This window comes from Parasphingorhabdus sp. (assembly GCF_039977335.1).
Taxonomy (GTDB): domain Bacteria; phylum Pseudomonadota; class Alphaproteobacteria; order Sphingomonadales; family Sphingomonadaceae; genus Parasphingorhabdus.
This window is the reverse complement of sequence record NZ_JBDWDI010000004.1, coordinates 1,400,617-1,424,939: the sequence shown is the minus strand read 5'-3', so window position 1 is coordinate 1,424,939 and position 24,323 is coordinate 1,400,617. Positions and strand designations below refer to the sequence as shown.

General features: G+C 54.2%; 29 protein-coding genes. 17 read left to right on the top strand and 12 right to left on the bottom strand.

Annotated elements, in window-relative coordinates; all coding sequences use genetic code 11:
- Nucleotides 1-17 precede the first annotated feature (17 nt).
- Entirely contained in the window at nt 18-1,007 is a 990-nt protein-coding gene (locus tag ABJM21_RS14200) for a LysR family transcriptional regulator (RefSeq protein WP_348300654.1), read from the bottom strand.
- Between the two features lie 118 nt (nt 1,008-1,125).
- Here ABJM21_RS14200 and ABJM21_RS14195 point away from each other — a divergent pair, with 118 nt between their 5' ends.
- Nucleotides 1,126-1,596, top strand: a complete 471-nt coding sequence (locus ABJM21_RS14195; protein WP_348300653.1) for a hypothetical protein — start codon at nt 1,126-1,128, stop codon at nt 1,594-1,596.
- A gap of 92 nt (nt 1,597-1,688) precedes the next feature.
- Nucleotides 1,689-2,375 (top strand): hypothetical protein, encoded by a 687-nt coding sequence (locus ABJM21_RS14190; RefSeq protein WP_348300652.1) that lies wholly within the window; start codon nt 1,689-1,691, stop codon nt 2,373-2,375.
- Between the two features lie 77 nt (nt 2,376-2,452).
- Here the strand turns inward: ABJM21_RS14190 and ABJM21_RS14185 are convergent, their stop codons facing one another.
- Nucleotides 2,453-3,361, bottom strand: a complete 909-nt coding sequence (locus ABJM21_RS14185; protein WP_348300651.1) for a DUF1838 family protein — start codon at nt 3,359-3,361, stop codon at nt 2,453-2,455.
- A gap of 114 nt (nt 3,362-3,475) precedes the next feature.
- On the opposite strand from ABJM21_RS14185, the gene ABJM21_RS14180 reads away from it, so the two are divergent.
- From ABJM21_RS14180 to ABJM21_RS14160, 5 genes are all read left to right on the top strand, one after another.
- On the top strand, nt 3,476-4,288 hold the full coding sequence (locus ABJM21_RS14180; RefSeq protein ID WP_348300650.1) for a CoA ester lyase: 813 nt from the start codon (nt 3,476-3,478) through the stop codon (nt 4,286-4,288).
- A 39-nt stretch (nt 4,289-4,327) separates the two neighbouring features.
- Nucleotides 4,328-4,837: a MaoC family dehydratase gene (locus ABJM21_RS14175; protein WP_348300649.1), complete on the top strand. Its 510-nt coding sequence runs from the start codon at nt 4,328-4,330 to the stop codon at nt 4,835-4,837.
- 63 nt (nt 4,838-4,900) lie between these two features.
- Nucleotides 4,901-6,079 carry an acyl-CoA dehydrogenase family protein gene (locus ABJM21_RS14170; RefSeq protein WP_348300648.1) on the top strand — a complete coding sequence of 393 codons (1,179 nt, stop codon included), beginning with the start codon at nt 4,901-4,903 and terminating at the stop codon, nt 6,077-6,079.
- Nucleotides 6,076-7,269 carry a CoA transferase gene (locus ABJM21_RS14165; protein WP_348300647.1) on the top strand — a complete coding sequence of 398 codons (1,194 nt, stop codon included), beginning with the start codon at nt 6,076-6,078 and terminating at the stop codon, nt 7,267-7,269. The genes ABJM21_RS14170 and ABJM21_RS14165 overlap by 4 nt, the downstream gene beginning before the upstream one ends.
- Nucleotides 7,270-7,276: 7 nt before the next feature.
- On the top strand, nt 7,277-8,365 hold the full coding sequence (locus ABJM21_RS14160; RefSeq protein ID WP_348300646.1) for a CoA transferase: 1,089 nt from the start codon (nt 7,277-7,279) through the stop codon (nt 8,363-8,365).
- Nucleotides 8,366-8,373: 8 nt separating this feature from the next.
- Here ABJM21_RS14160 and ABJM21_RS14155 read toward each other — a convergent pair whose 3' ends face one another.
- Complete coding sequence (locus ABJM21_RS14155) at nt 8,374-9,153, bottom strand: GntR family transcriptional regulator (protein ID WP_348300645.1); 780 nt, start codon at nt 9,151-9,153, stop codon at nt 8,374-8,376.
- A gap of 26 nt (nt 9,154-9,179) precedes the next feature.
- Between ABJM21_RS14155 and ABJM21_RS14150 the strand changes: the two genes are divergently transcribed.
- Genes ABJM21_RS14150 through ABJM21_RS14105 form a run of 10 tightly spaced genes read left to right on the top strand, consistent with a single transcriptional unit; the run spans nt 9,180 to nt 18,377 of the window.
- On the top strand, nt 9,180-10,448 hold the full coding sequence (locus tag ABJM21_RS14150) for an MmgE/PrpD family protein (RefSeq protein ID WP_348300644.1): 1,269 nt from the start codon (nt 9,180-9,182) through the stop codon (nt 10,446-10,448).
- Entirely contained in the window at nt 10,445-11,752 is a 1,308-nt protein-coding gene (locus tag ABJM21_RS14145; RefSeq protein ID WP_348300643.1) for an MmgE/PrpD family protein, read from the top strand. The genes ABJM21_RS14150 and ABJM21_RS14145 overlap by 4 nt, the downstream gene beginning before the upstream one ends.
- Nucleotides 11,749-13,110 carry a phenylacetate--CoA ligase family protein gene (locus ABJM21_RS14140; protein WP_348300642.1) on the top strand — a complete coding sequence of 454 codons (1,362 nt, stop codon included), beginning with the start codon at nt 11,749-11,751 and terminating at the stop codon, nt 13,108-13,110. Before ABJM21_RS14145 ends, ABJM21_RS14140 begins: the two co-directional genes overlap by 4 nt.
- Nucleotides 13,107-14,300, top strand: coding sequence for an amidase (locus tag ABJM21_RS14135; RefSeq protein WP_348300641.1), 1,194 nt, complete (start codon nt 13,107-13,109; stop codon nt 14,298-14,300). Before ABJM21_RS14140 ends, ABJM21_RS14135 begins: the two co-directional genes overlap by 4 nt.
- Nucleotides 14,301-14,313: 13 nt before the next feature.
- A complete protein-coding gene (locus ABJM21_RS14130; protein WP_337658843.1) occupies nt 14,314-14,619 on the top strand; it encodes an REDY-like protein HapK in 306 nt (101 codons plus the stop codon).
- A complete protein-coding gene (locus ABJM21_RS14125; protein WP_348300640.1) occupies nt 14,619-15,422 on the top strand; it encodes an SDR family NAD(P)-dependent oxidoreductase in 804 nt (267 codons plus the stop codon). The genes ABJM21_RS14130 and ABJM21_RS14125 overlap by 1 nt, the downstream gene beginning before the upstream one ends.
- Entirely contained in the window at nt 15,422-15,844 is a 423-nt protein-coding gene (locus tag ABJM21_RS14120) for a hypothetical protein (RefSeq protein WP_348300639.1), read from the top strand. Before ABJM21_RS14125 ends, ABJM21_RS14120 begins: the two co-directional genes overlap by 1 nt.
- A 1-nt stretch (nt 15,845) precedes the next feature.
- Entirely contained in the window at nt 15,846-16,712 is an 867-nt protein-coding gene (locus tag ABJM21_RS14115; RefSeq protein WP_348300638.1) for a polysaccharide deacetylase family protein, read from the top strand.
- Nucleotides 16,709-17,473, top strand: coding sequence for an enoyl-CoA hydratase-related protein (locus tag ABJM21_RS14110; protein WP_348300637.1), 765 nt, complete (start codon nt 16,709-16,711; stop codon nt 17,471-17,473). The genes ABJM21_RS14115 and ABJM21_RS14110 overlap by 4 nt, the downstream gene beginning before the upstream one ends.
- A 1-nt stretch (nt 17,474) precedes the next feature.
- Nucleotides 17,475-18,377 carry a hypothetical protein gene (locus tag ABJM21_RS14105; protein ID WP_348300636.1) on the top strand — a complete coding sequence of 301 codons (903 nt, stop codon included), beginning with the start codon at nt 17,475-17,477 and terminating at the stop codon, nt 18,375-18,377.
- Here the strand turns inward: ABJM21_RS14105 and ABJM21_RS14100 are convergent.
- The 9 genes from ABJM21_RS14100 to ABJM21_RS14060 are packed head-to-tail and all read right to left on the bottom strand — an operon-like array spanning nt 18,374 to nt 24,304.
- Entirely contained in the window at nt 18,374-18,877 is a 504-nt protein-coding gene (locus tag ABJM21_RS14100) for a DUF4440 domain-containing protein (protein WP_348300635.1), read from the bottom strand. The two genes, ABJM21_RS14105 and ABJM21_RS14100, sit on opposite strands and share 4 nt — an antisense overlap.
- Before the next feature lie 9 nt (nt 18,878-18,886).
- A complete protein-coding gene (locus tag ABJM21_RS14095) occupies nt 18,887-19,489 on the bottom strand; it encodes a carboxymuconolactone decarboxylase family protein (protein ID WP_348300634.1) in 603 nt (200 codons plus the stop codon).
- Nucleotides 19,490-19,518: 29 nt separating this feature from the next.
- Nucleotides 19,519-19,821 (bottom strand): YciI family protein, encoded by a 303-nt coding sequence (locus ABJM21_RS14090; RefSeq protein WP_348300633.1) that lies wholly within the window; start codon nt 19,819-19,821, stop codon nt 19,519-19,521.
- Nucleotides 19,818-20,624, bottom strand: coding sequence for an alpha/beta hydrolase (locus ABJM21_RS14085; RefSeq protein ID WP_348300632.1), 807 nt, complete (start codon nt 20,622-20,624; stop codon nt 19,818-19,820). Before ABJM21_RS14085 ends, ABJM21_RS14090 begins: the two co-directional genes overlap by 4 nt.
- Nucleotides 20,621-21,973 carry an MFS transporter gene (locus tag ABJM21_RS14080; RefSeq protein ID WP_348300631.1) on the bottom strand — a complete coding sequence of 451 codons (1,353 nt, stop codon included), beginning with the start codon at nt 21,971-21,973 and terminating at the stop codon, nt 20,621-20,623. Before ABJM21_RS14080 ends, ABJM21_RS14085 begins: the two co-directional genes overlap by 4 nt.
- Nucleotides 21,973-22,425, bottom strand: a complete 453-nt coding sequence (locus ABJM21_RS14075) for a VOC family protein (protein WP_348300630.1) — start codon at nt 22,423-22,425, stop codon at nt 21,973-21,975. Before ABJM21_RS14075 ends, ABJM21_RS14080 begins: the two co-directional genes overlap by 1 nt.
- A 12-nt stretch (nt 22,426-22,437) precedes the next feature.
- Nucleotides 22,438-23,532 carry an NADP-dependent oxidoreductase gene (locus ABJM21_RS14070; RefSeq protein WP_348300629.1) on the bottom strand — a complete coding sequence of 365 codons (1,095 nt, stop codon included), beginning with the start codon at nt 23,530-23,532 and terminating at the stop codon, nt 22,438-22,440.
- Complete coding sequence (locus ABJM21_RS14065) at nt 23,532-24,005, bottom strand: VOC family protein (RefSeq protein ID WP_348300628.1); 474 nt, start codon at nt 24,003-24,005, stop codon at nt 23,532-23,534. Before ABJM21_RS14065 ends, ABJM21_RS14070 begins: the two co-directional genes overlap by 1 nt.
- On the bottom strand, nt 24,002-24,304 hold the full coding sequence (locus tag ABJM21_RS14060; RefSeq protein ID WP_348300627.1) for a DUF1330 domain-containing protein: 303 nt from the start codon (nt 24,302-24,304) through the stop codon (nt 24,002-24,004). Before ABJM21_RS14060 ends, ABJM21_RS14065 begins: the two co-directional genes overlap by 4 nt.
- Nucleotides 24,305-24,323: the final 19 nt, after the last annotated feature.

The window sequence follows — 24,323 nt, the reverse complement described above, 5'->3', positions numbered from 1 at the left end:
GTGATTTATTCAGTCTTCTATGGCTTTTCCGCCACAGTCATTCCGCGCAATTGATTGATGCCGACCACGGTGCGACAGGCGGCGATTAGCTCGTTTTTCAGGCTCTGGGCCGCCGGTTGCAGTACAGAATTGCGGCGAATCGCGAAATAGGCGGTGCGCGCCACCGGAAACTCGGTGCCTTCGACGATATGATATTGGGCGCGTTCTTCTTCGGTGGCGAATAATTCCTTGGCGAGCAACATCACCGCGTCACTTTGCAACAAGGTTGATTTGGCGAGAATCACCGAGTCCATATCGACATATTTAGCTGGTGGGGCGAGACCGGCGGCAAGAAAGACGTTGCAGATACGCTGCCATTGCATCTGCAGTTGCATCGACACCAGCCATGTCTGGGAAGACAAGTCTTCCAGCGTTATGTCGGACTTGGAAGCTAGCGGATGACCCTTTCGCATCATGATGACATCGCGGTCCTCGAACATCTCCATTGTCTCAATCGCATTGTCGATCACTAGATCCGTGGGCGGCGCACTGGCGACAAACTCCACTTCGCCGCGCAGTAATTTCTCGTGAAGCGATTTGGTGTCGCCGGATGTGATGCTAAGCGTTACGCCCGGCTGCTTTTCGCTGAAACGATTGATGACCATCGGCGCAATGCGGGTGAGGAAAGACCAGCCAAGACCGATTCGGACATAACCCCTGTCGGCCCCGCGCAAGGCGCTGATCTCCGCAGCAGCGAGGCGGCTTTCGGCGGTAATGACTTTCGCTCGCCGGGCCAGCGCGTGGCCGAACTGCGTAGGTTCCGCACCAAATGCGCCGCGCTCGAACAGCCGCACGCCGAGTGTTTCCTCTAGCTTCGCGACACTTTTTGAAACCGCTTGCTGGCTAACATCATTGTTGCTGGCCGCGCGAGAAAAGCTTCCCGTGTCATAGACCGAGAGGAAATGCTGCAATTTCTGGGGATCCATTGATGGCTTGATGAAGCGTTGGCGCAGGTCAGGTTGGCTCATGAATGGATCCTTTGCAACACTGTTACAATCAACAGATGTGTCAAAACCAAAATCGGTTGTTAGCTGGCTCATATCATGTCGATTAACGAAAGCAAATCTCAGGCAGCAGCAGAGGAAAGTGACGTTGACAGTCCAGACCAAGGCAATTTTGACCGACATCATGCCAGGCATGATGAAGCATGAAGGCATCTGGACCGGGGTCTATCGCTATGTCGATAGCGACAATCAGTTGGTCGATCAGCACACGGCGCGCGTCGAATGCATATTCCCGCATGATGGTCCCTATGCCTATATTCAGAAAAACCTCTTCCAGTGGGACGATGGCCGGGAATATCGATCCACCCTCAACGGCGTGCTCAGAGACGGCAAGCTGTGGTGGGATAATGAGAATTTCGATGGCTGCGGCTGGGAAACGGACTTTGGGCTTGTCCTGCTCAATCTCAACCGCAAGGATGATCCGGGGGCGAATTTCTATGAGATTATCTGCCTTGGCGATGACGGCAACCACCGCGCCCGGACCTGGCACTGGTTCAAGGACGGGCAATTGTTCAAGCGGACTTTGTGCGACGAGCATCGGGTCCTGGACTAGTCAATCTGCTGGGACTCGCGGATCGGCATTGCAATTTGTCCGGACATATATGATCATGGTCACCATCAAGTAACAAACGGGGGTCCGCCGCGATGACAGAGCTACTCAATTTTTCCTTTTATCAGTTGCTGGTCTTCGTCCACATCATCCTGTTCGTCCTGTGGCTCGGCGCTGATGTTGGTGTGTTCATGCTCGGCCAGCATTTTCGCAAGCGGGAAAAATATGATCTGCCGCAGCGGCTGGTCCTGCTGCAATTGCTCGTCAATCTCGACATGACGCCGCGGACAGCTTGGGCGTTGATGGTCCCGCTGACGATTACGATGGTCGATGCTGGCGGCTGGTGGGATGTGCCAGGCTGGGGTGTGGCTTTATCCTGGGCGGTTGGCGCTGTCTGGCTGTGGCTGGTGTGGGACGCGCATATTCATGACCAGACCGAGCGCGCCGCGCGTGACCGGAAAATCGAGTTCGTTCTGAAAATCGGCCTTACTGCCTTTTACCTAGGTCTCGGAATTCTCTCCCTGTCGCAGGGCGAGCCACTGATGCCAGTGTGGCTGGCGACCAAGGCGTTAATGTTCGGTCTGATCTTTGCCGCGGCAATCATGATCGATGTCGCGTTCAAACCGGTCGGACCGCAACTCGGCAAGCTGATCGCGGAGGGATCATCAGATGAAACCGAGATACCGCTGCGCAAGACGATGGACACCACGCGCATCTGGGTCTGGATCGTCTATCTGCTGCTCCTCGCCACCGCGTTTCTCGGCAATATGAAGCCGTTTTAGAATCATTCTTTTCTGGGGCAAAAAAAGAGGCCGACCAATATGGCCGACCCCCAGGGAGAAAACTCTGACGAAAAGCGTTATTTCTTATCCGCTTCAGCTGTCCGTTCCGCATCAATCATCTTCTTGAACACCGTCCAAGTGGTTTCATTTTTACGCGGATCATCGCCTGGTGGCGGCGCTGTATATTCGGGATAGTTGAGGGCAATCTCGTCCTTGATCACGTCCGGCAGCTCATCATAGCTTTTTAGCTTTGCGCCCATAGCGTTGAACACCATCTGCCCCTGCCGTCCGCGCATTTTCATCCACGGCATCCAGTCTGAAATCCGTACCCAGCTGATTGACGGATAGGCGGTCGGATTTTTCGTATCAAGCATCTCGTCGGCGAGCATGGTGAAGTCGAAAATTTCCATCGCATGATATTTGTTGCCGACATAATCTTGATAATCACCAGCCAGCACGTTGTGGTAAAAGAGCGGCACCTCGATTGGCATGAACATCCAATTGCCCTGTGTGCGAATATTGGGGAGTGTGTAAGGCGTGCCATCTGCGCGGTATGGATAGTTAGGACGGCTATTCACCGGGTCATTGGCGATTTGCATGACTTTGACGGTTTCGCCGGTCCATGGATTGTCCCAAGTGCGCAAGACTTCATTGGTCTTGGGATCGAGATAGAACATTACTTCGCGGCTGACCTGCCGGTATCCGACGCCGCGCTTGGGATCTTCGATCTTCACGCATTGCCGAATATTCATGCCCTCACCATTGTAGAGATGTCGGTCGGGCTCGCCCTGTACGCGGGAATAGACTTTACCGGACCAGTGATAGACGGCGGGTACGCCATCGGCTTCACCGCATTGTGTCCGCTTCATAATTTCCAGTGCATCTTCTGGTTTGTCGGGATCGAGCATGCGCGCATTTGATGGACTGGTTGCAGCCAGTGCCAATAGACTGGCGGTGACACAACTCGCTTTCAAAACACGCTTCATTTCTTCATTCTCCCAATAGCAAAAAAGACAATTAATTTCACTTTCCGGTTGACTTTAGATTTGTCCGGACAAATTGTGAAGAGGTAATATTCATCTGACACGATATTGGACCCTATGACCGGTTTTACCAACTTCCTTTTTGTCCCTGCCAATCGGGCTGAACGCTTTGAGAAAGCGGCGAATAGTGGTGCAGATCTGATCTGTATTGACCTAGAAGATTCGGTGCCTGCGGATCAGAAAGACAGCGCACGCGAATCCGTTCTGGATGCCCTGAAGACGCTCGACCGGTCAAAAACGGCAGTGCGAATCAACGGTCTCAAGACGGAAACGGGTTTGGCTGACTTGCTTGCGCTATCTTCTTCTGATCATCTTCCATCTCTGGTTTTTCTGCCGATGGTCGAAAGCGCTGCAGAGGTCGAAATCGCGCATAGCATTTTGGGCGACCGAACTGATGGACTGATTCCGCTGATTGAAACCGTCAAAGGCCTGCGGGTCGGCGATGCGCTGGCCGCCAGTGCTGGCGTGACCGGTATGATGTTTGGCGGTGGCGATTTTTCTGCTGAGCTTGGCACCAAGTTGGAATGGGAGCCTTTGCTCGCAGCTCGCGGAGCGTTCATCTTATGCTGTGCGTCGGCAGGCGTGGCGGCGATAGATGTGCCCTATATTGATATGGGCAACGAAGCCGGACTGGATGAGGAATCCCGTAAGGCAAAGGCGATGGGCTTTCATGCCAAGGCCGCTATCCATCCCAAACAAATTTCCGCCATTGCCAAGGCGATGAAACCAACGGATGCTGAAATTACCGAGGCGATAGAGGCGATCAATGCGTTTGATGCAGCGGGCGGTAAAGCGATTAGTCATAATGGGCGTATGTTAGAGGCGCCGGTTATGCAACGATACCGGCATATCGCGGCAGCAGCCGGATAAAGCGAAAGACAAATATGTTTAATAGGCAAGGACAAATACATGCGTGATGGAGTGATTGAAGTTAGCCCGGGACGTTTCCGCGAAACATTCGGACGCTATTATGAAGATTTTGAAGTCGGCCATATTTACGAGCATCGTCCTGGCCGGACGATTACCGACACAGACAATGTGCATTTTACATTGTTGACGATGAATACACATCCGGCGCATTTCGATTATGAATTTGCCAAGAAGACAGAATTTAAAAAGCCGCTGGTTTGCTCTCCGCTCACCGTTGCGTTGATGGTTGGGATGAGCGTTTCGGACACCAGTCAGAAAGCGGTGGCCAATCTCGGCTGGGACAAAATCCGCCTGACCCATCCGCTATTTCCTGGTGACACGCTTTATGCGGAGAGCGAAGTGCTGGGTAAAAAAGAATCTGCGTCACGGCCAGAACAAGGCATCGTAACCATCAAAACCATCGGGAAAAACCAGGACGATAAAGTTGTGTGCACGTTTGAGCGCACCATGCTGATCTGGAAACGCGGTTTTGGCGGCGCGGACGACTAAAAAGTCGACGACAGATAACCGGGGGAGGGAACCCCAGTTTTAAGACATTCAGGAGCGACGATAATGGCAACGGCAATTGATAATGCGCAGCATATGATTGATCCGGAAGAAGAACAGGCTTTCATGGATGCGATCCAGAAATGGATTCATCGTTCGGTGAAACCGGTGGTCATGGAGCATGATCATGAGGATAAATGGCCGGAACAATTGGTCGGCGAAATGGCGGACATGGGTCTGTTCGGCGCGACTATTGGCGAGGAATATGGCGGCCTTGGTCTGCCGGCGACCAGCTATGCGAAAATTGTTGCGGAAATTGCTTCGCACTGGATGGCGATTACCGGTATTTTCAATTCGCACCTGATCATGGCCTGTGCGGTCGAACGTTTCGGCACGCCAGAACAAAAAGCCAAATGGCTGCCAAAATTTGCCAGTGGTGAAATTCGTGGCGGGCTGGCACTGACTGAGCCCAATGCCGGCACCGATTTGCAAGCGATCCGCACGACCGCGGTTCGGGACGGCGATGAATATGTCATCAACGGAACCAAGACCTGGATTTCCAACGGCATTAACGGCAGCTGCTTTGCACTGCTGGTTAAAACCGATCCCAAGGCGGACCCGCGCTATAAGGGTATGAGCCTGATGATCGCGCCCAAAGGTGAGGGTTTTACGGTTGGCAAGAAGTTCAAGAAGCTCGGCTATAACAGCATCGATAGCGCCGAACTGGTGTTCGATAATTATCGCATTCCGGCGGACAATCTGATCGGCGGTGTGGAAGGGCAGGGCTTTTTCCAAGCCACTGGCGGACTGGAGCTCGGCCGGATCAATGTCGCTGCACGGGGTGTTGGCCTGGCGGAAGGTTCCTTGCGGCTGGCGACAGAATATGCGCAACTACGCGAAACCATGGGCAAACCGATTTCTGAGCATCAGGCCATTCAGTTGAAGCTGGGTGAAATGGTAACGCGGGCAAGGGCGGCACGTTTGCTGACGCTTGATGCGGCGGAAGCTTATGATCGCGGCGAACGCTGTGATCTGGAAGCGGGCATGGCGAAATATTTTGCCTCGGAAGCGGCCGTGCGCAATTCGGAGGAATCGATGCGGGTTCACGGCGGCTATGCCTATTCCAAGGAATATGAGATTGAACGCTATTATCGCGATTCTTTGTTGATGTGTATTGGTGAGGGGACCAACGAGATGCAGCGGATGATTATTTCCAAACAATGGGTCAAGAGGAACCCTTCGTGAGCGTCAAGCAGCCGCTGAAGGGCTTTCGTGTCCTGTCCGCCGAGCAATATGGGGCCGGACCTTATGGCACCATGTTCCTCGCCCAAATGGGTGCGGATGTAATCAAGATCGAACCACCAAAAGGTGGTGATACGGCGCGCCATGTCGGACCGCATTGGCTCCGCGAACAGGAAAGTCTGTATTTTCAGAGTTTCAATCTGAACAAACGGTCCCTGACCCTCGACCTACGCACGGACGAAGGTCAGCAAGTATTGCATGATCTCGCCAAAGACGCGCATGTCGTGGCGAATAATCTGCGCGGCGATGTGCCAGATAAGATCGGCCTGAACTATGATGCGCTGAAAGCAGTCAATCCGGCCATCGTCTGCGCGCATATCTCTGCTTATGGGCGCGGCAATGAGCGGTCAAAATGGCCGGGCTATGATTATCTGATGCAGGCCGAGGCTGGTTTCTGTGCGCTGACTGGTGATCCTGACGGGCCGCCAGTGCGCTTTGGCCTGTCGATGGTCGATTTTATGACCGGCACGATGGCGGCTGTTGGCTTGCTCGCGGCCTTGCTAGACTCGCAACGATCCGGCGAAGGCTGTGACGTCGATGTCGATCTATTATCTGCCGCCGTGCATCAGACCAGCTATCCTGCGCTTTGGTATATGAACGAAGAAGATGTGACGGGCCGTGCACCTTTTGGCGCGCATCCGTCCGCAACCCCTAGCCAGATGTTCAAGGCTGCCGATGGCTGGATGTTTGTTATGGCGCAGCTGCCGAAATTCTGGACGATCTTGTGTGAACGGATTGGCCATGACGAACTAATTACCGATCCACGCTTTGACACGCCGGCTAATCGCCTGACCAACCGGTCGGCTTTGTCGGATATTTTGAGCGATATTTTCGCGGAGCACCCGGTGGCATATTGGCTGGACTTGCTGCAGGGCCTGATGCCGGTGGCACCGGTTTATGGTCTTGATCAGGCGCTGGACAGCCCGTGGCTGAAAACCATTGGCATGCGCGACACGGTAAGCCATCCTGACCGCGCGGATATGAATGTCCTGTCCAGTCCGATCAAACTGAATGGCGAACGTTTGCCTAATAAGGTCGGCCCGTTGCTTGGGGCGGATAGTGATGCGGTGTTGGCTGAGGCAGGTTATGATGCCGATGCGATTGCCGACCTGCGTGCGAAAGGGATAGTCTGAACCTCTTATGGCCAAGCTGACGGGTATCAAGGTCGTTGACCTCTCGCTTTTTCTGCCGGGCCCGATGCTCAGCATGATGATGGCCGACCATGGCGCCGAAGTGATAAAGGTTGAGCCGCCCACTGGTGACCCCGCGCGCACCATGGAGCCGATGGAGGCGGAGCAGTCTGTGTGGTTCCGCAATCTTAATCGCGGCAAGCAGGCGTTGGCGCTCGATCTGAAATCCGATGCGGGCCGTGCGCAGCTGTGGGATTTGCTGGCTGATGCTGATGTTATGATCGAGGGGTTTCGCCCCGGCGTCATGAAGCGGCTTGGTTTTGACTATGAAACCGTATCGGCGCGTCATCCGAAGATTGTCTATTGTTCGATCTCGGCCTTTGGGCAGGAGGGCGAAATGGCGCACCATCCGGCGCATGATCTGGCCGTGCAGGCGCTGTCCGGGTTCTTGTCCGTCAATGACGGCGCAGATGGAATGCCGGTCGTACCGGGCGTGCCATCAGCGGATATGGCGGCGGGCCTCAATGGATTGTCAGCGGTTTTAATGGCGCTGATTGGGCGCGAGAAAACGGGCGAGGGTGATTATATCGACATTGCCATGTTTGATGCGATACTTCCCTGGTGTGCTCATATTGCCGGAACGGCCATTGCTGGCAGGGCTTCCCCGCAATCCCAATCACAACGCTCATTGGGCGGCGCGGCTTTTTACAATGTCTACAAAACCGCGGATGATAAACATGTCGTGCTCGGCGCGCGGGAAGTAAAATTCGCACGAAATCTGCTTATTGCATTGAAAAGAATAGATTTATTACCGCTCGCCGAAGCTGAGCCCGGCGCGGGGCAAGCGCCGCTAACTGCCTATTTGCGCGGAACCTTCGCAACCAAAACCCGCGACCAATGGGTCCAATGGTTTGCCGACAAAGACGTCGCCTTCTCCCCCGTTCTGGATTTTCGCGAAGCACTCGATCAGGATTTTCTGCGCGAGCGCGGCCTACTGATCGAAGCCCATGGCAGCCATCAAATCGGACCATCTTTCCGCTTTGCATCGGAAACAGATTGGCAGGTGGAAGATGCGCCGACCTTGGATAAGCCGCAATGACGCTGGCTTTAATCCACCTCGATATGCATCGAATAGGCAAAGCGTTCGCCGGGATGATAGCTCGCCGAAATCTCAAACATCCGGTCGCTTTCATCAAAATAACAGCGCAGGATGCGCAGCACCGGATCACCTTTTTCCAGGCCAAGTTCTGCCAATATATCTTTCGCACCCTTAATCGCTTGAATATCCTGCGTCACGCGGGCGACACTGACTTCGCCCAACGTTTCAATCTGCCCGAACAGGGTCGTGGCGTTGACGTCGATCTGAGCGACAGCATCGGCCAGTTCAGGGTGAACCCAAGCCTCGGTCACAGCGATAGGCCGCTTGCGTCCGGGCTTCATCCGCTTGCCGCGAAAGGCGAACCAGTCGCCATCGGCTTTCGCGCCAATTTGTTCCGCAACATTTTTGGGAATGGCACCGGCTTTTTTCTTTTCAAAAGCAATCGTGGTGTCGCGGGCATATTGCAAAATCTCACCGACATTGCTCAGCGGCTGGTGCAACGCGCCGGCACGCGCGGTGGCGGGTTGAACCACCGTTCCCGAGCCGCGTTTGCGGGTGATAAGACCCTCGGCGGTCAGCTTCCGCAAAGCCTCTCGCACCGTGAAGCGGCTGACATCATATTTCTTGCACAGGACAGATTCGGTCGGAAAATCACCGGGATCGGGATAGTCACCGCGCAAAACCGCTTCGCGCAGTTCGTCGGCCAATTCCAGATAGCGCGGCTTCTTCTTGGACGAGTCTTTGGATTTAGCGGGCGCTTTGGCGGCCAATTTTTCTTTCCCGGACATGTGCCAGTCTTAGGACGGGCGCCGCTATGACGCAAGAGAGCCTGACCGAGAAATTGTCCGTACATTTGATGCGGCCGGTTGATGAGGCGACACGGCAACGGGCGCGGCTGCATTTGCTGGATTGGTTGGGGTGTGTGGCGGGTGCGCGAAAGAGTGAAGTGGCCAGACGTGTTATAGAAAAGGTTGATGTTGAATACGACTCTGTCGACATAGCCAAATGGCTCGGAAACTTGTTTGAAATGGACGATGTGCACCGAACGTCTATTCTTCACCCCGGTCCCGTTGTTTGGCCATCGGTTTTGTCATGTGCTGGTGACTTTGATGATCTCTTAGAATCAGCGATTAAGGGCTACGAAGCGATGATCGCGGTGGGTTCAACATTCGATAGCGAGCACTACGGGAGTTATCATAATACAGCAACCGCAGGTGTATTCGGTAGCGTCGCTGCGCATTGGGTTTATGGCGAATCTGAAACTAAAACTACTTCTCAAGACGTTATAGAACAGACTTCGGCCTTTGGTTTAGTAGGGTCAGTAAGTGGCGGACTTTGGCAGATGCGGCATGAACAGGGAGATACAAAACAATGGCATATTGTTCATGCGATCCAAACAGCACAAAGCGCGTGCTGCTATGCTTGGGATGGAATTATCGGCCCCCGTTTCATTCTGGAAGGCCCCCAAGGCCTCTACGCCGCCACCTGCGAAAACCCCAAACCTATGACTTTCCCCGATCAATGGCGTATCCATGAAGTCAGCTTCAAGCCATGGGGGGCTTGCCGACATTCCCATCCGGCGATTGATGCAGCGCTGGAACTGAAGACTAAGCTTGGTTCACTTGACGGCGATATCCATATTGAAACCTATGCCGATGCGATCAGTTTTTGCGATCGCCCTGATCCGCAGACTGTTATCGATGCGAAGTTCTCGCTTCAGCATGCAATAGCGATCGTGGCCGAATACGGAGTGCCACAACTGAAAGATTTTGAACCGGACGCGATTGCTGCGCTGGCGGAAAAGCGTGGCCGGGTCACGGTTTCGGAAACAAACGACATCACCGCCCGTTATCCCGAACATTATGGTGCGCGCGTGACTTGTGGTGGAGAAAGCGTTGAGCTTGTTGATACACTTGGCGATCCGGAACGGCCTTTGTCCAAAGAGGGCATAATAGACAAGGCGCGGGCGCTGATCGCTTGGGGTGGATTGCCGCCGAAAGAGGCAGATCGCGCGGTAGACCTTGCCCTGAATGGCGATGATCCGCAGGCAATAAACCAGATGCTGGAAGATTGGCTGTCATGAGTGCAACGAAGCAAATATTGGATTTTGCGGCTGCGGATCATGTGCTGCCAGAAAGTACCAAAGCCGCTGCTATCCATTTATTGAGCGACACTCTGGCTGGCGGCGCGGCTGGTGCGGCCTCCGACGAAGCGCAAAATATGCTGTCCGCCGTCCGAAAATGGGGTGATGGAATTGATGCGCGGGCTTCGGGAATCGGTGAGAGGCTCCCCACCCCATCGGCAGCCTGGTTTAACGGTTTTGCGATCCACTGTCTGGAATGGGATGCCGTGCATGAACCCGCGGTTGTTCATGCCATGTCGGTCGTAACGGCTGCTTTGCTAGCGAGCGCCGACCGGATGGGCGGATGCAAAGAGGATCAGTTCCTCACCGCTTTGGCCGTCGGGGTGGATATTGCCAGTGGTATTGGTGTCGCTGCGATTGGCGCGATGCAGTTTTTCCGCCCGGCAACGGCAGGTATAATCGGTGCTTCTACGGCCGTGGCAAGACTGGAAGGTCTTCCAGCAGAAAAGTTCGCGGACGTTCTCGGACTTGCATATTCCCAAGCGGCGGGCACGATGGAGGCTCATGTTGAAGCGTCAATTGCTTTGCCATTGCAGATCGCCAATGCCTCTCGCGCAGCGATTACTGCTGTTGATCTGGCAAAGGCTGGTATGGACGGCCCCCATGATGCGCTTGAAGGGCCATTTGGATATTTTAAGCTGTTCGAACCCGGCGATTTGATGCGCTACACTGATGATATCGGAAATCGCTGGCTGATCGAGGAAGTCAGTATCAAACCTTTCCCATCTGGTCGCGCCAGCCACGGAATTTTGGGCGCGATTGATGATATGATCCGTGATGGATCCCTGGACCCGGCATTGGTGCAATCGGTTGATGTCGTGGCGCCACCGCTAATCCACCGGCTGGTTGGACGTCCCTATAAAACGGATATGACGCCAAGCTATGCGCGGCTCTGCCTACCTTTTTTGGTGCCGTTAATGCTGCGTGACCGGATCATTGATCCTGGTTGTTTCCATTCGCAAGAATTTGCCAATCCCGATCTGGTGAAGCTTGGCAGCAACGTGATCGTGCGTATCGACGATAATCCCGATCATAATGCACTGGCCCCGCAAAAGCTGTCCATTACGCTTTCGGACGGCACTGTGATCGAGCATGTGATCACCGACAATCTCGGCAGTCCAACCGCGCCGATGTCGGATGCCCAGACGCAATCCAAATGCGATCTCGCGCGCTCACTTGCGAGCGAAAACTGTGACCCCAGAATATTCGATGACCCCTTAGCCTATGCCACGGAGCCCCAATGACTTTTCCGACCTATTTCGAAGCCTTTGATGCCAAACAGATGCTCGCTGACTATCCCGTTGGGGACGCTTTTACCGCGCGCTACATCGGCATGTCTCGGGATGAGCTTTTTGCCATTCAAAATAAGCAATTTTTGAAGCTGATGCAGCGCGGATGGGAGATACCTTTTTACCAGCGTTTGTGGAGCAATCAGGGAATTGAGGCGGGTGATATCGGGGGGCTAGACGATATCACCAAGCTTCCGGTTTATGACAAAAGCGATCTCATGGCCTCGGTCAATGACTATCCGCCATATGGTGACTTTGATGGGCGCGGCGATACGCCGGTGGTGTTCCACACCACGTCGGGAACGACAGGTCGTCCGCAACCGTTGATGTTTGGACCAAAGGGGCGAGAAATTACCAATTTGCTGGTTGGACGGATGTATCGCTGGATGGGCCTGGGCCGCGACGATGTGGTGCAGTCGGTCTATGGACACGGAATGATCAATGGCGGGCATTATATTCGCGAATCTGTCACCCATTTCACCAATGCCTTGTTCCTTAGCGCGGGCACCGGGATTGAAACCCGGTCAATCAACCAAGTCAACCTGATGGCGGATTTCGACGTGACCTGCATGGTTGGTTTTGTCGATTATATCCGCAAGCTGGCCGATGTTGCCGCGGCGGAGGAATTGTTTGATCGGATCAATCTGAAGATGATTATCGGTCATCTGGGAACCGAAGACCGTGCTTCGACTGAGGCTGCCTGGCAGGGGGCCAAAGCCTATGACTGGTACGGCGTCGGCGATACCGGCAGCATTGCCGGCGAAGGGCCCGAACGCGACGGTATGTATGTGTGGGAAGACGCGCAATATCTCGAATTGCTTGATGTCGATAGCGGCGCGTCAGTGCCAGCCGGAGAAACCGGCGACATGGTCGTTACCTGCTTGTTCAAGGACGACATCGCGCCCTGTATCCGGTTCAACACCCATGACATTACCGAGGAGCGCACCGACAGCAATGCCACGGGCATGGTGTTCAAGCGCATTACCGGTTTCAAGGGGCGCAGCGACAATATGGTCAAGCTGCGCGGGATCAACATATTCCCGCATGCCATTGGGGCCATTATTGAAGGACGCAGCGACCTGACCGGCGAATATGTGTGCCGCGTCACGCGGGATGATGCCGGACGGGACGATATGCATGTCACGCTGGAAAGCAAAGGCAGCAGTAGCCAGGCGGAGCTGGCGGAACTGCTACGTAAAGGCATTGGTATTGAAGTCGGCGTGGCATTGGTTGAGGCCGGTGAGACTGCAAAAGATACGCAAATTGATACGCGCCAGAAGCCCATTCGCCTGATAGATGAGCGGGGTTTATGATCGACTGGGACGCCTTGGAAACGGTCAACAGGCGGTTAAACGCCTTTACCGATTTTGATCGGACCGCGACGGGTGGTACGGGACCTCTTGCCGGGGTCACCGTCGGTGTGAAAGGCAATATCGCGGTTAGAGACATGCCCTGGACCGCCGGTTGCGAACTCTATCGTGACCGCGTTGCAAGCGAAGACGCGGCGGTAGTTGCAAGGCTGCGGGCAGCTGGAGGGGCCTTGATAGGGATGTTGAATATGGAGGAGGCCGCGCTGGGCGCAAAGACCGACAATCCGTGGTTCGGCAAAACATATAATCCGCACAAGGAAGGTTATACGCCCGGCGGTTCATCTGGCGGAAGCGGAGCTGCAGTTGCGGCTGGTCTATGCGATGTCGCATTGGGCACGGACACAATGGGGTCTGTGCGTATACCGGCTGCTTACTGCGGGGTGTATGGATTTAAACCCGCGCAATCGGCGATCAGCCAAGATGGTTTGGAGCTGGCGGAACAATCGCTGGACTGCATCGGACCGTTGGCCCAGAATTTGGACCTGTTGGAAAAGGTGGCACGGGTCATTAGCGATTTCGGTGAGGATAAGGCTGCGACAGGATCGCTGGCAACATTGGTCGAAACCGGTGTTGATTGCGAACTGGAAGTCATCGAAAATTTCCGCGATATCATGCGCTGGGCGGGGGAAACTATTGCCGTGGCTCAGCTGAAACACCCGTTGTCGCGCATCCGTTTTGCCGGGTTCATAAAAACAACGAAAGCCATGGCTGCACATTTTGCGGACGAAGATCAAAGCAAGCTTTCCGATAGTTTGAAAAAATTGCTTACCTATGGCCCGAAACGCAGTGCCGATGATTGGGATGAGGATCAGGCGATTCTTGAACAGACTTCTGAAACGATGCAGATGCTGGTTTCAAAACACGGTTTTTGTATCTTGCCGACCGCCCCGCAAGGCGCCTTTCCGCATAGCGAGGGCGCACCAGCCAATCAGGCTGATTATACCTGCCTTGCCAATATTTCAGACCTTCCCGCGATTACCATTCCTTCCGGCTTTAACGATAATGGCATGCCTTTGGGGCTCCAGATTATAGCGTCAAAAGGATGTGAAGCGGACCTATTTGCTCTGGCGCGGAAGCTGGACGAGAAGTTACGCGGTTATCGTCGCCCCCAAACCTATTTGGAAATAACATAAGAGGAGAGAGACTATGCGCATCATTGTATTGTTTAACCTGAAAGAAGGCGTCGATATTGGCGAATATGAAGAATGGGCTAAGACGCGCGATATTCCAACGGCCAGCGCGCTGAGCTCGGTCACATCCTTTACCGTGCACAAGGCCACCGGGCTGTTTGGTTCGGATGATCCGTCTCCTTATGAGTATTTCGAGATTATCGACATCACCGGCATGGACGCATTTGTGGCCGATGTGTCTGATCCAGAATTTCAGGCGATGGCAGCACCGTTTCAGGATTATGCCGATGGTCCACAATTCATTCTGACAGAAGACCTCTGATGTCTGGCCGGTTTGCGGGAAAAACCATTGTCGTTACCGGTTCCGGTAAGGAAAAGGGGCTCGGGCAGGGCATATTGCAACGCTTTGCAGACGAAGGCGCGAATTGCGTGGTTTCGGATCTCACCATTGGCGATCAGGAAGAAGGCGTGGCCGAAGAGTTGCGCGGGCGCGGTGCCAAAGTCGCGACCATCGCCTGTGATGTCAGCAATGCGGTGCAATGTCAGGCCTTGGTCGATCAAAGCGTGGATGCTTTTGGCGCGGTTGATATTTTCGTCAACAATGCCGGTATTGGTTTCATGATGAAACCGCTTTTGGAAGTCGACACGGCGAAAGAATGGGATCAGGTTATCAGTGTGAACCTGTCCGGTGCCTTTTACTGCACGCAGGCGGCTGCCAAAGCGATGGTTGCTGCTGGCAAAGGCGGACGCATTATCAATATCGCATCGCAAGCCGCGAAAACCGGTTTCCCCCATTTACCCGCCTATGTCAGTTCCAAACATGGCATGGTAGGCCTGACCCGCGCCAGCGCCGTTGAATTGGGCGCGCACGGCATTACGGTCAACGCGGTCTGTCCTAACCATGTGACGACCGGTCTGGGTGCCCAGCAGAATGCATATTTCTCAAAGCTGCTCGGCTTTGACAGTGTCGAGGCCTATCTCGCCAATATGAGCAAGAGCAATCCCATGGGCCGGCCCGGCCTGCCGTCTGATACGGCTGCCGCATGTGCGTGGCTGGCCAGTGACGATGCCTTTTATGTCACCGGAGAGGCGATCAATGTCTCTGGCGGAGAGGAAATGCACTGATGATGCACTATGCCGGAGCCTGTCATTGCGGCGCACTAACGCTGGATTTTCATAGCGAAAAATCGCCCGCGGAACTTGGCGCAAGAACTTGCCAATGTTCCTTTTGTCAGAAACATGGTGCCTCATGGATATCCGATCCTGAGGGCAATGTCGATATCACATTGACTGGTCCGGTATCCCGATACCGGTTTGGAACCAAAACCGCTGACTTTCTGGTCTGCGCCAACTGCGGTGTTGTCCCAGCAGTGGTCAGTGAAATTGAAGGACAGTTGCGCGGCGTGATCCGGGTCAACTGCCTGGAAGAAAGCGCGGCCTTTCTCGCGCAAGCAGCCCCGATGGATCTCGATGGGGAAATACTGGATTCACGCCTGGACCGAAGGGCGAAGGGCTGGACACCGGCCACGATCAAGGACAAAAACTGATATGCAGGAAGAACGAATGGACTGGCCCGATGGCGCGAAAATGGCGCTGAGCATTGTCGTCAATGTTGAAGAAGGCAGTGAAATGACGATTGCGCGCGGCGATCGCGGAATGGAACCGGTTGATGAGCTGGGCATCCACATTAAATCGCCGATCCGCAATTATGGCAATGAGAGCAACTATCTCTATGGTATCAAGGCGGGTGCGCCGCGCATCGTTAAGCTACTGAAAGAATATGAGATTATGGCGAGCTGGACCGTCGCCGCGATGAGTCTGGAAAATCATCCCGAGATTGCCGAGGCTATCGCCGACATGGGCCATGAACCAGTAAGCCATGGCTATCGCTGGGTGCATCAGTTCAAGATGGATGAGGAAAAGGAACGCGATTTCATTCGCAAGGCTGTTTCATCGATTGAGAAAACCACGGGCACGCGGCCCTATGGATGGTTGTCGCGCTATTTCCATACCGATAATACCCGCCGCCTGTTGATCGAAGAGGGCTTCGCCTATCATATGGATGATTATTCGGGCGATATTCCGTTCTGGGACAAGGAGACGGTTCCGGAAAAACCGATTGCGATTGTACCCTATCAGCTCGATAGCAATGATATGAAAATGTGGACCGACCCGGCAATGACACCGCAGCAATGGCTGGATTATGCCAAGCGCAATTTTGATCAAGTCTATCGCGAAGGCGAAGAAGGCAATCCCAAGATGATGTCGCTCGGCCTGCATCTACGCATCATTGGTCGTCCGGGCCGGATTTGGGCGTTCGAAGAATTTTTGAAACATGTGCGGTCGAAAAAACATGTCTGGGTGACCACCCGGCATCAGATTGCACAGCATCTGGCGAAGGTTGATCCTGCATGACATTGCGGCTCGAAAAAGAGGGCAAGGTCGCACATCTGATCATTGACCGGCCGGAAAAGCGCAATGCGTTTAATCAAGCGATGTGGGAACTGCTGCCCGAATTGCTGGCTGATGCAATGGCCGACGATGCGATCCGCGTGTTGACCTTGCATGCAAGCCGAAAGGACAGCGCCTTTTGTGCCGGTGCCGATATTGGTGAATTTGCAACTGGCTCTACCGATCCTGAATGGCGGGCCAAAAATCAGGCGGCCATTGGTAAGGTACAGCATGAGCTAGCGCAGGCACCCAAGCCGACTATCGCGATCATCGATGGTGATTGTGTCGGCGGTGGTTGCGGCATAGCGCTGGCCTGCGACATGCGTGTGGCTGGTCCGAAAGCACGTTTCGGAATTACGCCTTCCAAACTGGGGCTCGTCTATCCATTGCACGATACCAAATTGCTCGTCGATCTGGTCGGACCATCGCAAGCGAAGCGGATATTATTCACCGGGCAATTGCTGTCAGCACAGGAAGCCTTGGATATCGGCTTGATTACCTTGCTGGTTGATAATCCCTATAGCGAGGCTGAAGCGTTAGCGAACACTATGGCGTCGGTTTCTTCGCACAGCCAGACCATGAGCAAATCCATCATCAAACGGATATTGGACGGGCAAGCCGATGATGATGCGGAGACGGAGCGGTTGTTTGACTCTGCTTTTGAAAGCGATGATTTCAAAGAGGGCGTGAGCGCGTTCATGGAAAAGAGAAAGCCGGAGTTTTGATATGACACATGCTTTGCAACATGGTTCGATATTGGGCGGTGTTGTCACTGTCCCGAATCTGGAAGTGGCTCTGAAAGATTATCATGATGTGCTGGGCATGCAGCTTGTGGAAAGTGGCACATTGACCGAAGATCTGGCGCAAAGCTGGGACTGTCCAAAGATAGCCGGAGCACCGATGGCCGTCTTGCAGCCGACTAGCGGCGCTGATTGCTTCATCCGCCTTGTCGAGCAGCCTGCCCATCCCGATTTTAAACCGACCACAACTTATGGCTGGGCGGCCTATGAATTAACGGTTGAAGATGTCTTCGGTTGGCCCGGGCGCTTGGAAGGCAGTAGCTTTGATATTATCGGGCCGCCCAAGGAAATTGATATTCTACCCTATTTTGTGCCGATGCAGGCACTCGGCCCCGGTCGCGAAATGATTTACCTAAATGAGGTGCGGGAGGATACGCCAACAACAGATCTGCCCAAAGCGCGGTCGCTGACAGATCACATATTCATCGTCATTTTAGCGGCTCAGGACCGCGTGAAAACCGTGAACTGGTATCGCGATCAGCTTCATTTGACAGAAGGCGATACCTATACGTTGGAATATACCATGATCAATGAAGCGTTCGGAAAGCCGGCAGGAACAGTGTCTGATTTGACCATGGTCCAGATCGAACGCTTGCCGATTGTTGAAGTGGACGATTATCCTGAAGAAGCAACGCTGCGACCAAAGCATGCCGGAATGTTGCCACCTGGAAATGCGCTCGTGACGCTGGCCGTCTCCAATCTGGATGCGATCCAGATTGACTGGATCGCTCCACCTGTGATCCGATCAGGGGCGCTTTATCGGGATCGTCGAACGGCGACTGCTTATGGTCCGGCTGGTGAACTGTTAGAACTGATTGAAATCGGTTAACGGGTAGGGCGTTCTTCCACCGCCACGTCTGGTGCCTGATTATCCATATCGCGCCACAGCCGCCACTGACCCTCGCCACTTTTCTTATAAACCAGAAAGGATCGGCCTTTGAAGTCCAGAACTTGACTGTTGGCTAAGGTGATTGTCATCCAATATTTGGCGGTTAGATAAGCGCGCTGGCCGTCGATGGTGATGTCTTCATTGGCAAAATCGATGGTGACTCTGTTGCCAGCGGCCTTGTTGCGGCCCAGAAATGACAGGATTTCATCAACGCCGGTTTGCGGCAAGGCGCCATGGGCCATCAGAACCGCGTCGGGTTCATACATATCGCGCATCTGCTCGATATCGCCAGCCTCGAACAACTGTTGCCACTTGTTACCCCACTCGACGATCATCTGCGCATCTGTTGGCGACATTTCTGCCTGACCATCAAGCGCATTTGCGGGAGAGGCCATGGGGAGCGTGATTGCAAGTACGGCGGCTATCAAAGTTGATTTCATTTGCACTATTCATGCCTCCTGGCGGCGATGGGGACCTGCTTGCCATTGGTCCGGCGTATAAAGCGCGGTAGCGGAATTAAACGGTTTGTCTTCCAGCTCCGTGGCGAGGCTGTCATTCCAGCGATTGAGAAAGCCGAACATGCTGATTACCGCTATAATCTCAGTTTTCTGGCGTTCGTCATAAAAGGCATCGAGCGCGGTGAAATGCGAGTCAGTCGCTGCATTGGGCACCTGTCCGGCGGCAAAGGCAAGATCAAGGGCGGCCCGTTCGGCGGCGTTGAATAAATCGCTCGACTGATAGTCCCAGACGGCTTTGACCTTTTCCTCATCCACGCCAACATCGCGGGCTCCTAATGTCGTATGCGCTTTGCAATATTGGCATCCGGCTGCTGCGCTGACCACCGCGCCGATCAGACGCTTCAGGCCATTGTCGATCGTGCTCTCGCCATAGATTATACTCACCAACCCGCGAAATGCGCCCAGCAATTCCGGCCAGTGCGCCATGGTCATCACCGAATTGGGGACATAGCCCATCAGATTTTCAGAGAATTTAAGAGCAGCCTGTGTCTCGTCGGGCAATTCGTCGATGGTCAACGGCGTGATGCGGGTCATTTTCTGATCTCCTCAGCAATTGTGAAAGCCTACCATATCTTGCCGCCAATCCAATCGCCAGCGGCTGGCATGAACGGCGTTATCCGGATATCGACCCAGATATCAGCGCTGAAATAGGGGTCGGCCTCCAACTGTTTCCGAGCCTGTTCCGCATTGTCGGTTTTGACAACCAACAGTGATCCGATGGTCTCGCCGGCTTCGTCTAGCAGCGGACCGGCAATGAGCAAATTATCCAGCGTCTTTTCTATATGCGCGAAATGCGCGTCGCGCGCATCAAGCCGTTTTTGAGCAGTATCCGGTTTGTCGGTGCAATAGATGGCATAGGATTTCATGGGTCTTCCTTGTCTAGAAACATCAGGACTTCTGATGCTGTTATCGCAGCGGCCTCATCAAGCACAGCACGCGCGATGTCGGGCCTCTCGACCAATTTGGCGGTAGGTATCAATTTGGACGCCCGATGCGTAGCTTCGAGCAACGCAGATTGAGAAGCCAATATCAGTGTCGGATGCGCGACTTGAGGAAGCTTGCCGTCGACATCATAGCTAAATCCGGCATGAAACGCCGCATTCATATTTTTGCCATGGCGTAGTTGTTCGACAAACATGTCAAAGCTGCGGTCTGGGCCTTGGCTTGCCAATCTTTTGGTCATTCCGCGATCCCATGCTGCCTCAAGACATTGCATTTCGGGCGTGATCTCCAACGGTTTGGACATCGCGCCGCGATATTTGTCACGGGTTTTGGGGTCAAAGGCAGGAACGTCGACCAGCGCCAGACGGCGAACGCGATCCGCAACGGACAGGCCTATCTCAACCGCGACAAGATTGCCGGTATGAAAGCCCATGAGATCAACCGCAGCGTTGGCCGAAAGGTCGGCTATCACGGCCTCTATGGCTGCTGCATATTCTTCAATAGATGGTTCGGTCTTAAATGCATCCGAGCCACCATGACCTGGATAGTCTGGCGCAATGATCCTGCGCCCTTGGGCCAGATGCGGCATGATGCCGGTAAAAGCGAGTCCGCTAAAAGGCGCGGGATGAAGGCAAAAAAGGTCGGGTTGGCTCACTTTTCCTGCAGGCTCCAGCATCCGCCAATGGAGCTGGCCAAAGGGGCCGTCACTATAACCTTTGCGGATCATTCGCTGGCCGCTCCCAGGCGCACCATCTGCTCACGATAGAGCCGCCGTGTCATGGGCATCATCAAAAACGGGATGAGGCCAAAGATCAGGGGGACTGCCGCCACCGCATAGCGCAAGTTGTCCTCGCCAAAAACGCTGCTCGACAATTCTCCGACGGCAATAGGCCCAAGCGATCCGAACCAGCTAATCGAGAGATAGTAGAGCGCGACAACCTGTCCCCTAATCTGGGCCGGTGTAATGACCAGTAGCGATGTCACACCAATGGCAGAGACTATGCCGATACCGATGGTATTGATGCACAATATCGCAAAGGCCATTTCTGCGCTGGGCATGAACAAGGGGATGGCAGCGGTCGGGACCATGATGAAAAAGCCGATATAGAGAATGCGCAAGGATGCATCCTGCACCCCTTTTTTGGTCCACCAATCGGAAATGGTACCCATGATCATCATGTTTGCAGGGCCGATAATCAGTAAGGCGACGCCGTTGACGAACGCGTATTTCTGGGCAGACCAACCCCAGGTGCGTTCAAATGTGGGGGCGAGAAAACCTTGGCTATAGGCGATGGTTGTCATCGTGCCGATGATCAGAACAAAGCCGATATAAAGCGCCTTGTTTTTCCAGATATATTTAAGTGCATCAAGAAAACCACTACCGCCGATAACGTCAGAGGAAACGGGTGCTGGACGTCGCGCAGGTTCTTTCATGAACAGGAAAAACGCAGCGAACAATATGCCTGGCAGACCGACGAGGATTAATGTGAAGCGCCAGGGTGAAAGCTCGCCGAAAAAGGGTAAGGATTGCGTTCCACTGGATGCCGTCCAAGCAATTATCGCGCCGCTCAGCAAGGATGCCAGCCCGGCACCAATTGGCAATGCAGAAGAGTAGAAAGCTATGGGCTTGCCGCGTTTCTCGGTCGGAAAACTATCCCCGATCATCGAGAATGTTGCAGGGCTGAGGGTCGCCTCGCCGACACCGACGCCCATCCGCGCCGCGAACAGCTGGAAGAAATTTTTTGCCGTCCCGGTGGCGACCGTCGCGGCCGACCACAGAGCGACGCCAATGGATACGATCCACATCCGTTTGCCCCGGTCAATGAGCCAGCCCATGAATATGCCGACAAAGCCATAGACCAAAGTGAATGCACTGAGCAGCCAACCGATGGAACGGTCAGACAGATCAAATTCGGCTTTAATGGGTTCGATCAACAGTCCGAGGATATAGCGGTCCACGAAACTAAAAATATAGGCGATGGTTAGCATGACCACCAGAAACCACCCTGCTGTAGCACTGGGATACGGCTTTGCAGGTGCGCTGGGCGCAGCATCCGTGTCTGCTTGACTAGCCATTATTGCGCGTCCGGAATCAGATAGATAACCACCAGATTATCGTCAAAATCAACAATGCCAATCTCGCGCCCGATCCGCCCATCATGCGTTTCGAGCCGCCCTTCTTCATAAACTTGCAAGCCCAATTTTCGTGCCCCCTCCATAACCGCGTCGGGATCGGCAACGTCGAGCACAATGGCGCCGCGTCTTGGATGGGGCACAGGTTCTAACGGAACATTTTTAACCTCTGAAAGAGCCATGACACGGGGCTGACCGGGAAGCGAAAGGATCGAAAACCCAATCTCCGCCTCTTCGGGAATTTCGAATACCGGAAACGAATAGCTGTCGGGATTATGGCCTTTGCGAAACGTCTCCTCAAAACCCAGCACATCGCGATAAAATGTCAGCGCCCGGTCGATATCTGCAACCACAAAATTGCCGCGCTGAAACCGCGTCTGTTGTTTCTCACCCATAGCTAATCTCCCTCAAATCCAATTATCTGGCTCACCCCGGACCGAACAACATTGCACGCCAACATTCTGACCATAGTAAAGGTTGGCGAGCGCGCGTGGCATATTTTCAAAACCCTGTTCGACATCTTGTACCGGTTTTAGCTTGCCGTCGTGAATCCATCCCGCCAGATCATCCATAACCGCATCCCAGCGGTCCAGATGATTATAAACAAAAAAGCCCTGCATCCGCGTTTCGGTGGCGCGCAGCCGGGTATAGTTGGACAGCTTGAATGGTTCATCGCGCGTATATTCGCTAATCGATCCGCACAGCACGACCCTGCTGTGCAGACGCAGCCGTTCGAGACAGGCTTCCAGCGTTTCACCGCCGACATTGTCAAAATATAAGTCGATGCCATTGGGCCGAAGCTCATCAAGCCGCGCTTCGACATTTTCTGATTTATAGTCAATCGCATGGGAACAACCATGGTCGAGAATGAACCCACATTTTTCGGCTCCGCCCGCCATGCCGACCACGTCACAGCCAGCGACGTTGGCCGCCATCTGGCTGACCATCGATCCAACCCCGCCAGCGGCACCAGACAGCACCATCCGATCATCTTCTCTCGGGTCGCCGCAGGCAAACAGCCCGGCATGGGCAGACAGTCCGGTCATGCCCAGCACACCAGAGCCGAGCGCTGCCGGAAGGCCATTGGACGGCATCCGGAAAAATTTCTCCTGCGGAGTCATTTTGGAGGCCTTGTATGTCTGCCATCCCATCTGGCCCTGCACCATCTCGCCTTCACGCCAGTCGGGGTGGCGCGATTTTACCACCTGCGCAACGCCGCGTCCGTGGATCACATCACCGGGCTCCAGAGCCCGTTCTCCTGCGGCACTGGTGCCCTGCATGTAGAAGCGCATGACCGGCGCCAGGCCGAGATAATGGGTCTTGAGCAGCACCTCGCCTTCGCCGGGCTCGGGTATGTCGGTCACCGCCCATTGAAAGTCCGAAGGAACGACATTGCCAACCGGCCTTGCCGCAACGCGCCATTGATAATTGGCGTCATCGTCAATCTGCTTGCCCGCAGACAGGGCATCAAAATCGGTAAGAGACGAACCGGAGGCGGTCACTAATCATGAACCTTCACGACCTGATTCACTTCAAAGAAATAGCCATCCAGATCCCAGAAGGAACAGCCGATCATATCCTTTTGTTTGCCATCAGCGCCGGTGACGGTCCACTCAAGCGGCTCACTATGTATACGCGAGCCGAGCGCACGGGCCCTTTCCACCGCGCCCTTGGCATCTTCCGATGCGACGACAAAAACCGGCGCTCCAAATTTGATTTCGGTGGGCAGTTCTTCTGGCGCATCCTGTTTGGGATCGAGCCATTCGAGCAGACCGATCATGCCAATCATGTCATGCTCGCATTTCAGGATGATCAATCGGGTTTGATCGCCTTTCTTGCCAGCGGCCAGTTGGGTTCCGGAGAGCGTGAAGGGCGTGTCCATCCATTTGGTCATGCCAAAAACGGTTTCATACCAGTTGGAAGCTGCGTCGCCGTCGCGAACCATTAACGTGGTGCGTTTGATGATATCAGTCATGCGATTTTGGGGCTTTCGATAACGAGGACCTGGCAATCGGCGATATCGGCGCGCAATTTCTTGGCTTCCTGATATTCCGGGCTGTTCCAGAATTTATGGACGGCCGCTTTGTCCGGCCATTCGGAAATGACCATGGAAGCACCATCGCCAAAGTCGCCTTCCAAAAGCTCTGCTCCGGGGCCGCGCAATACATATCTGCCGCCAAATTTTTCAACCAGAGCGCCAGCAGCAGCGCCATAGCCAGCAATGAATTTGTCACGGTCGGCAATTTTGGCGGTAACGATCATATAGGCGGGCATGGGTGAGTCCTCTTCAAAA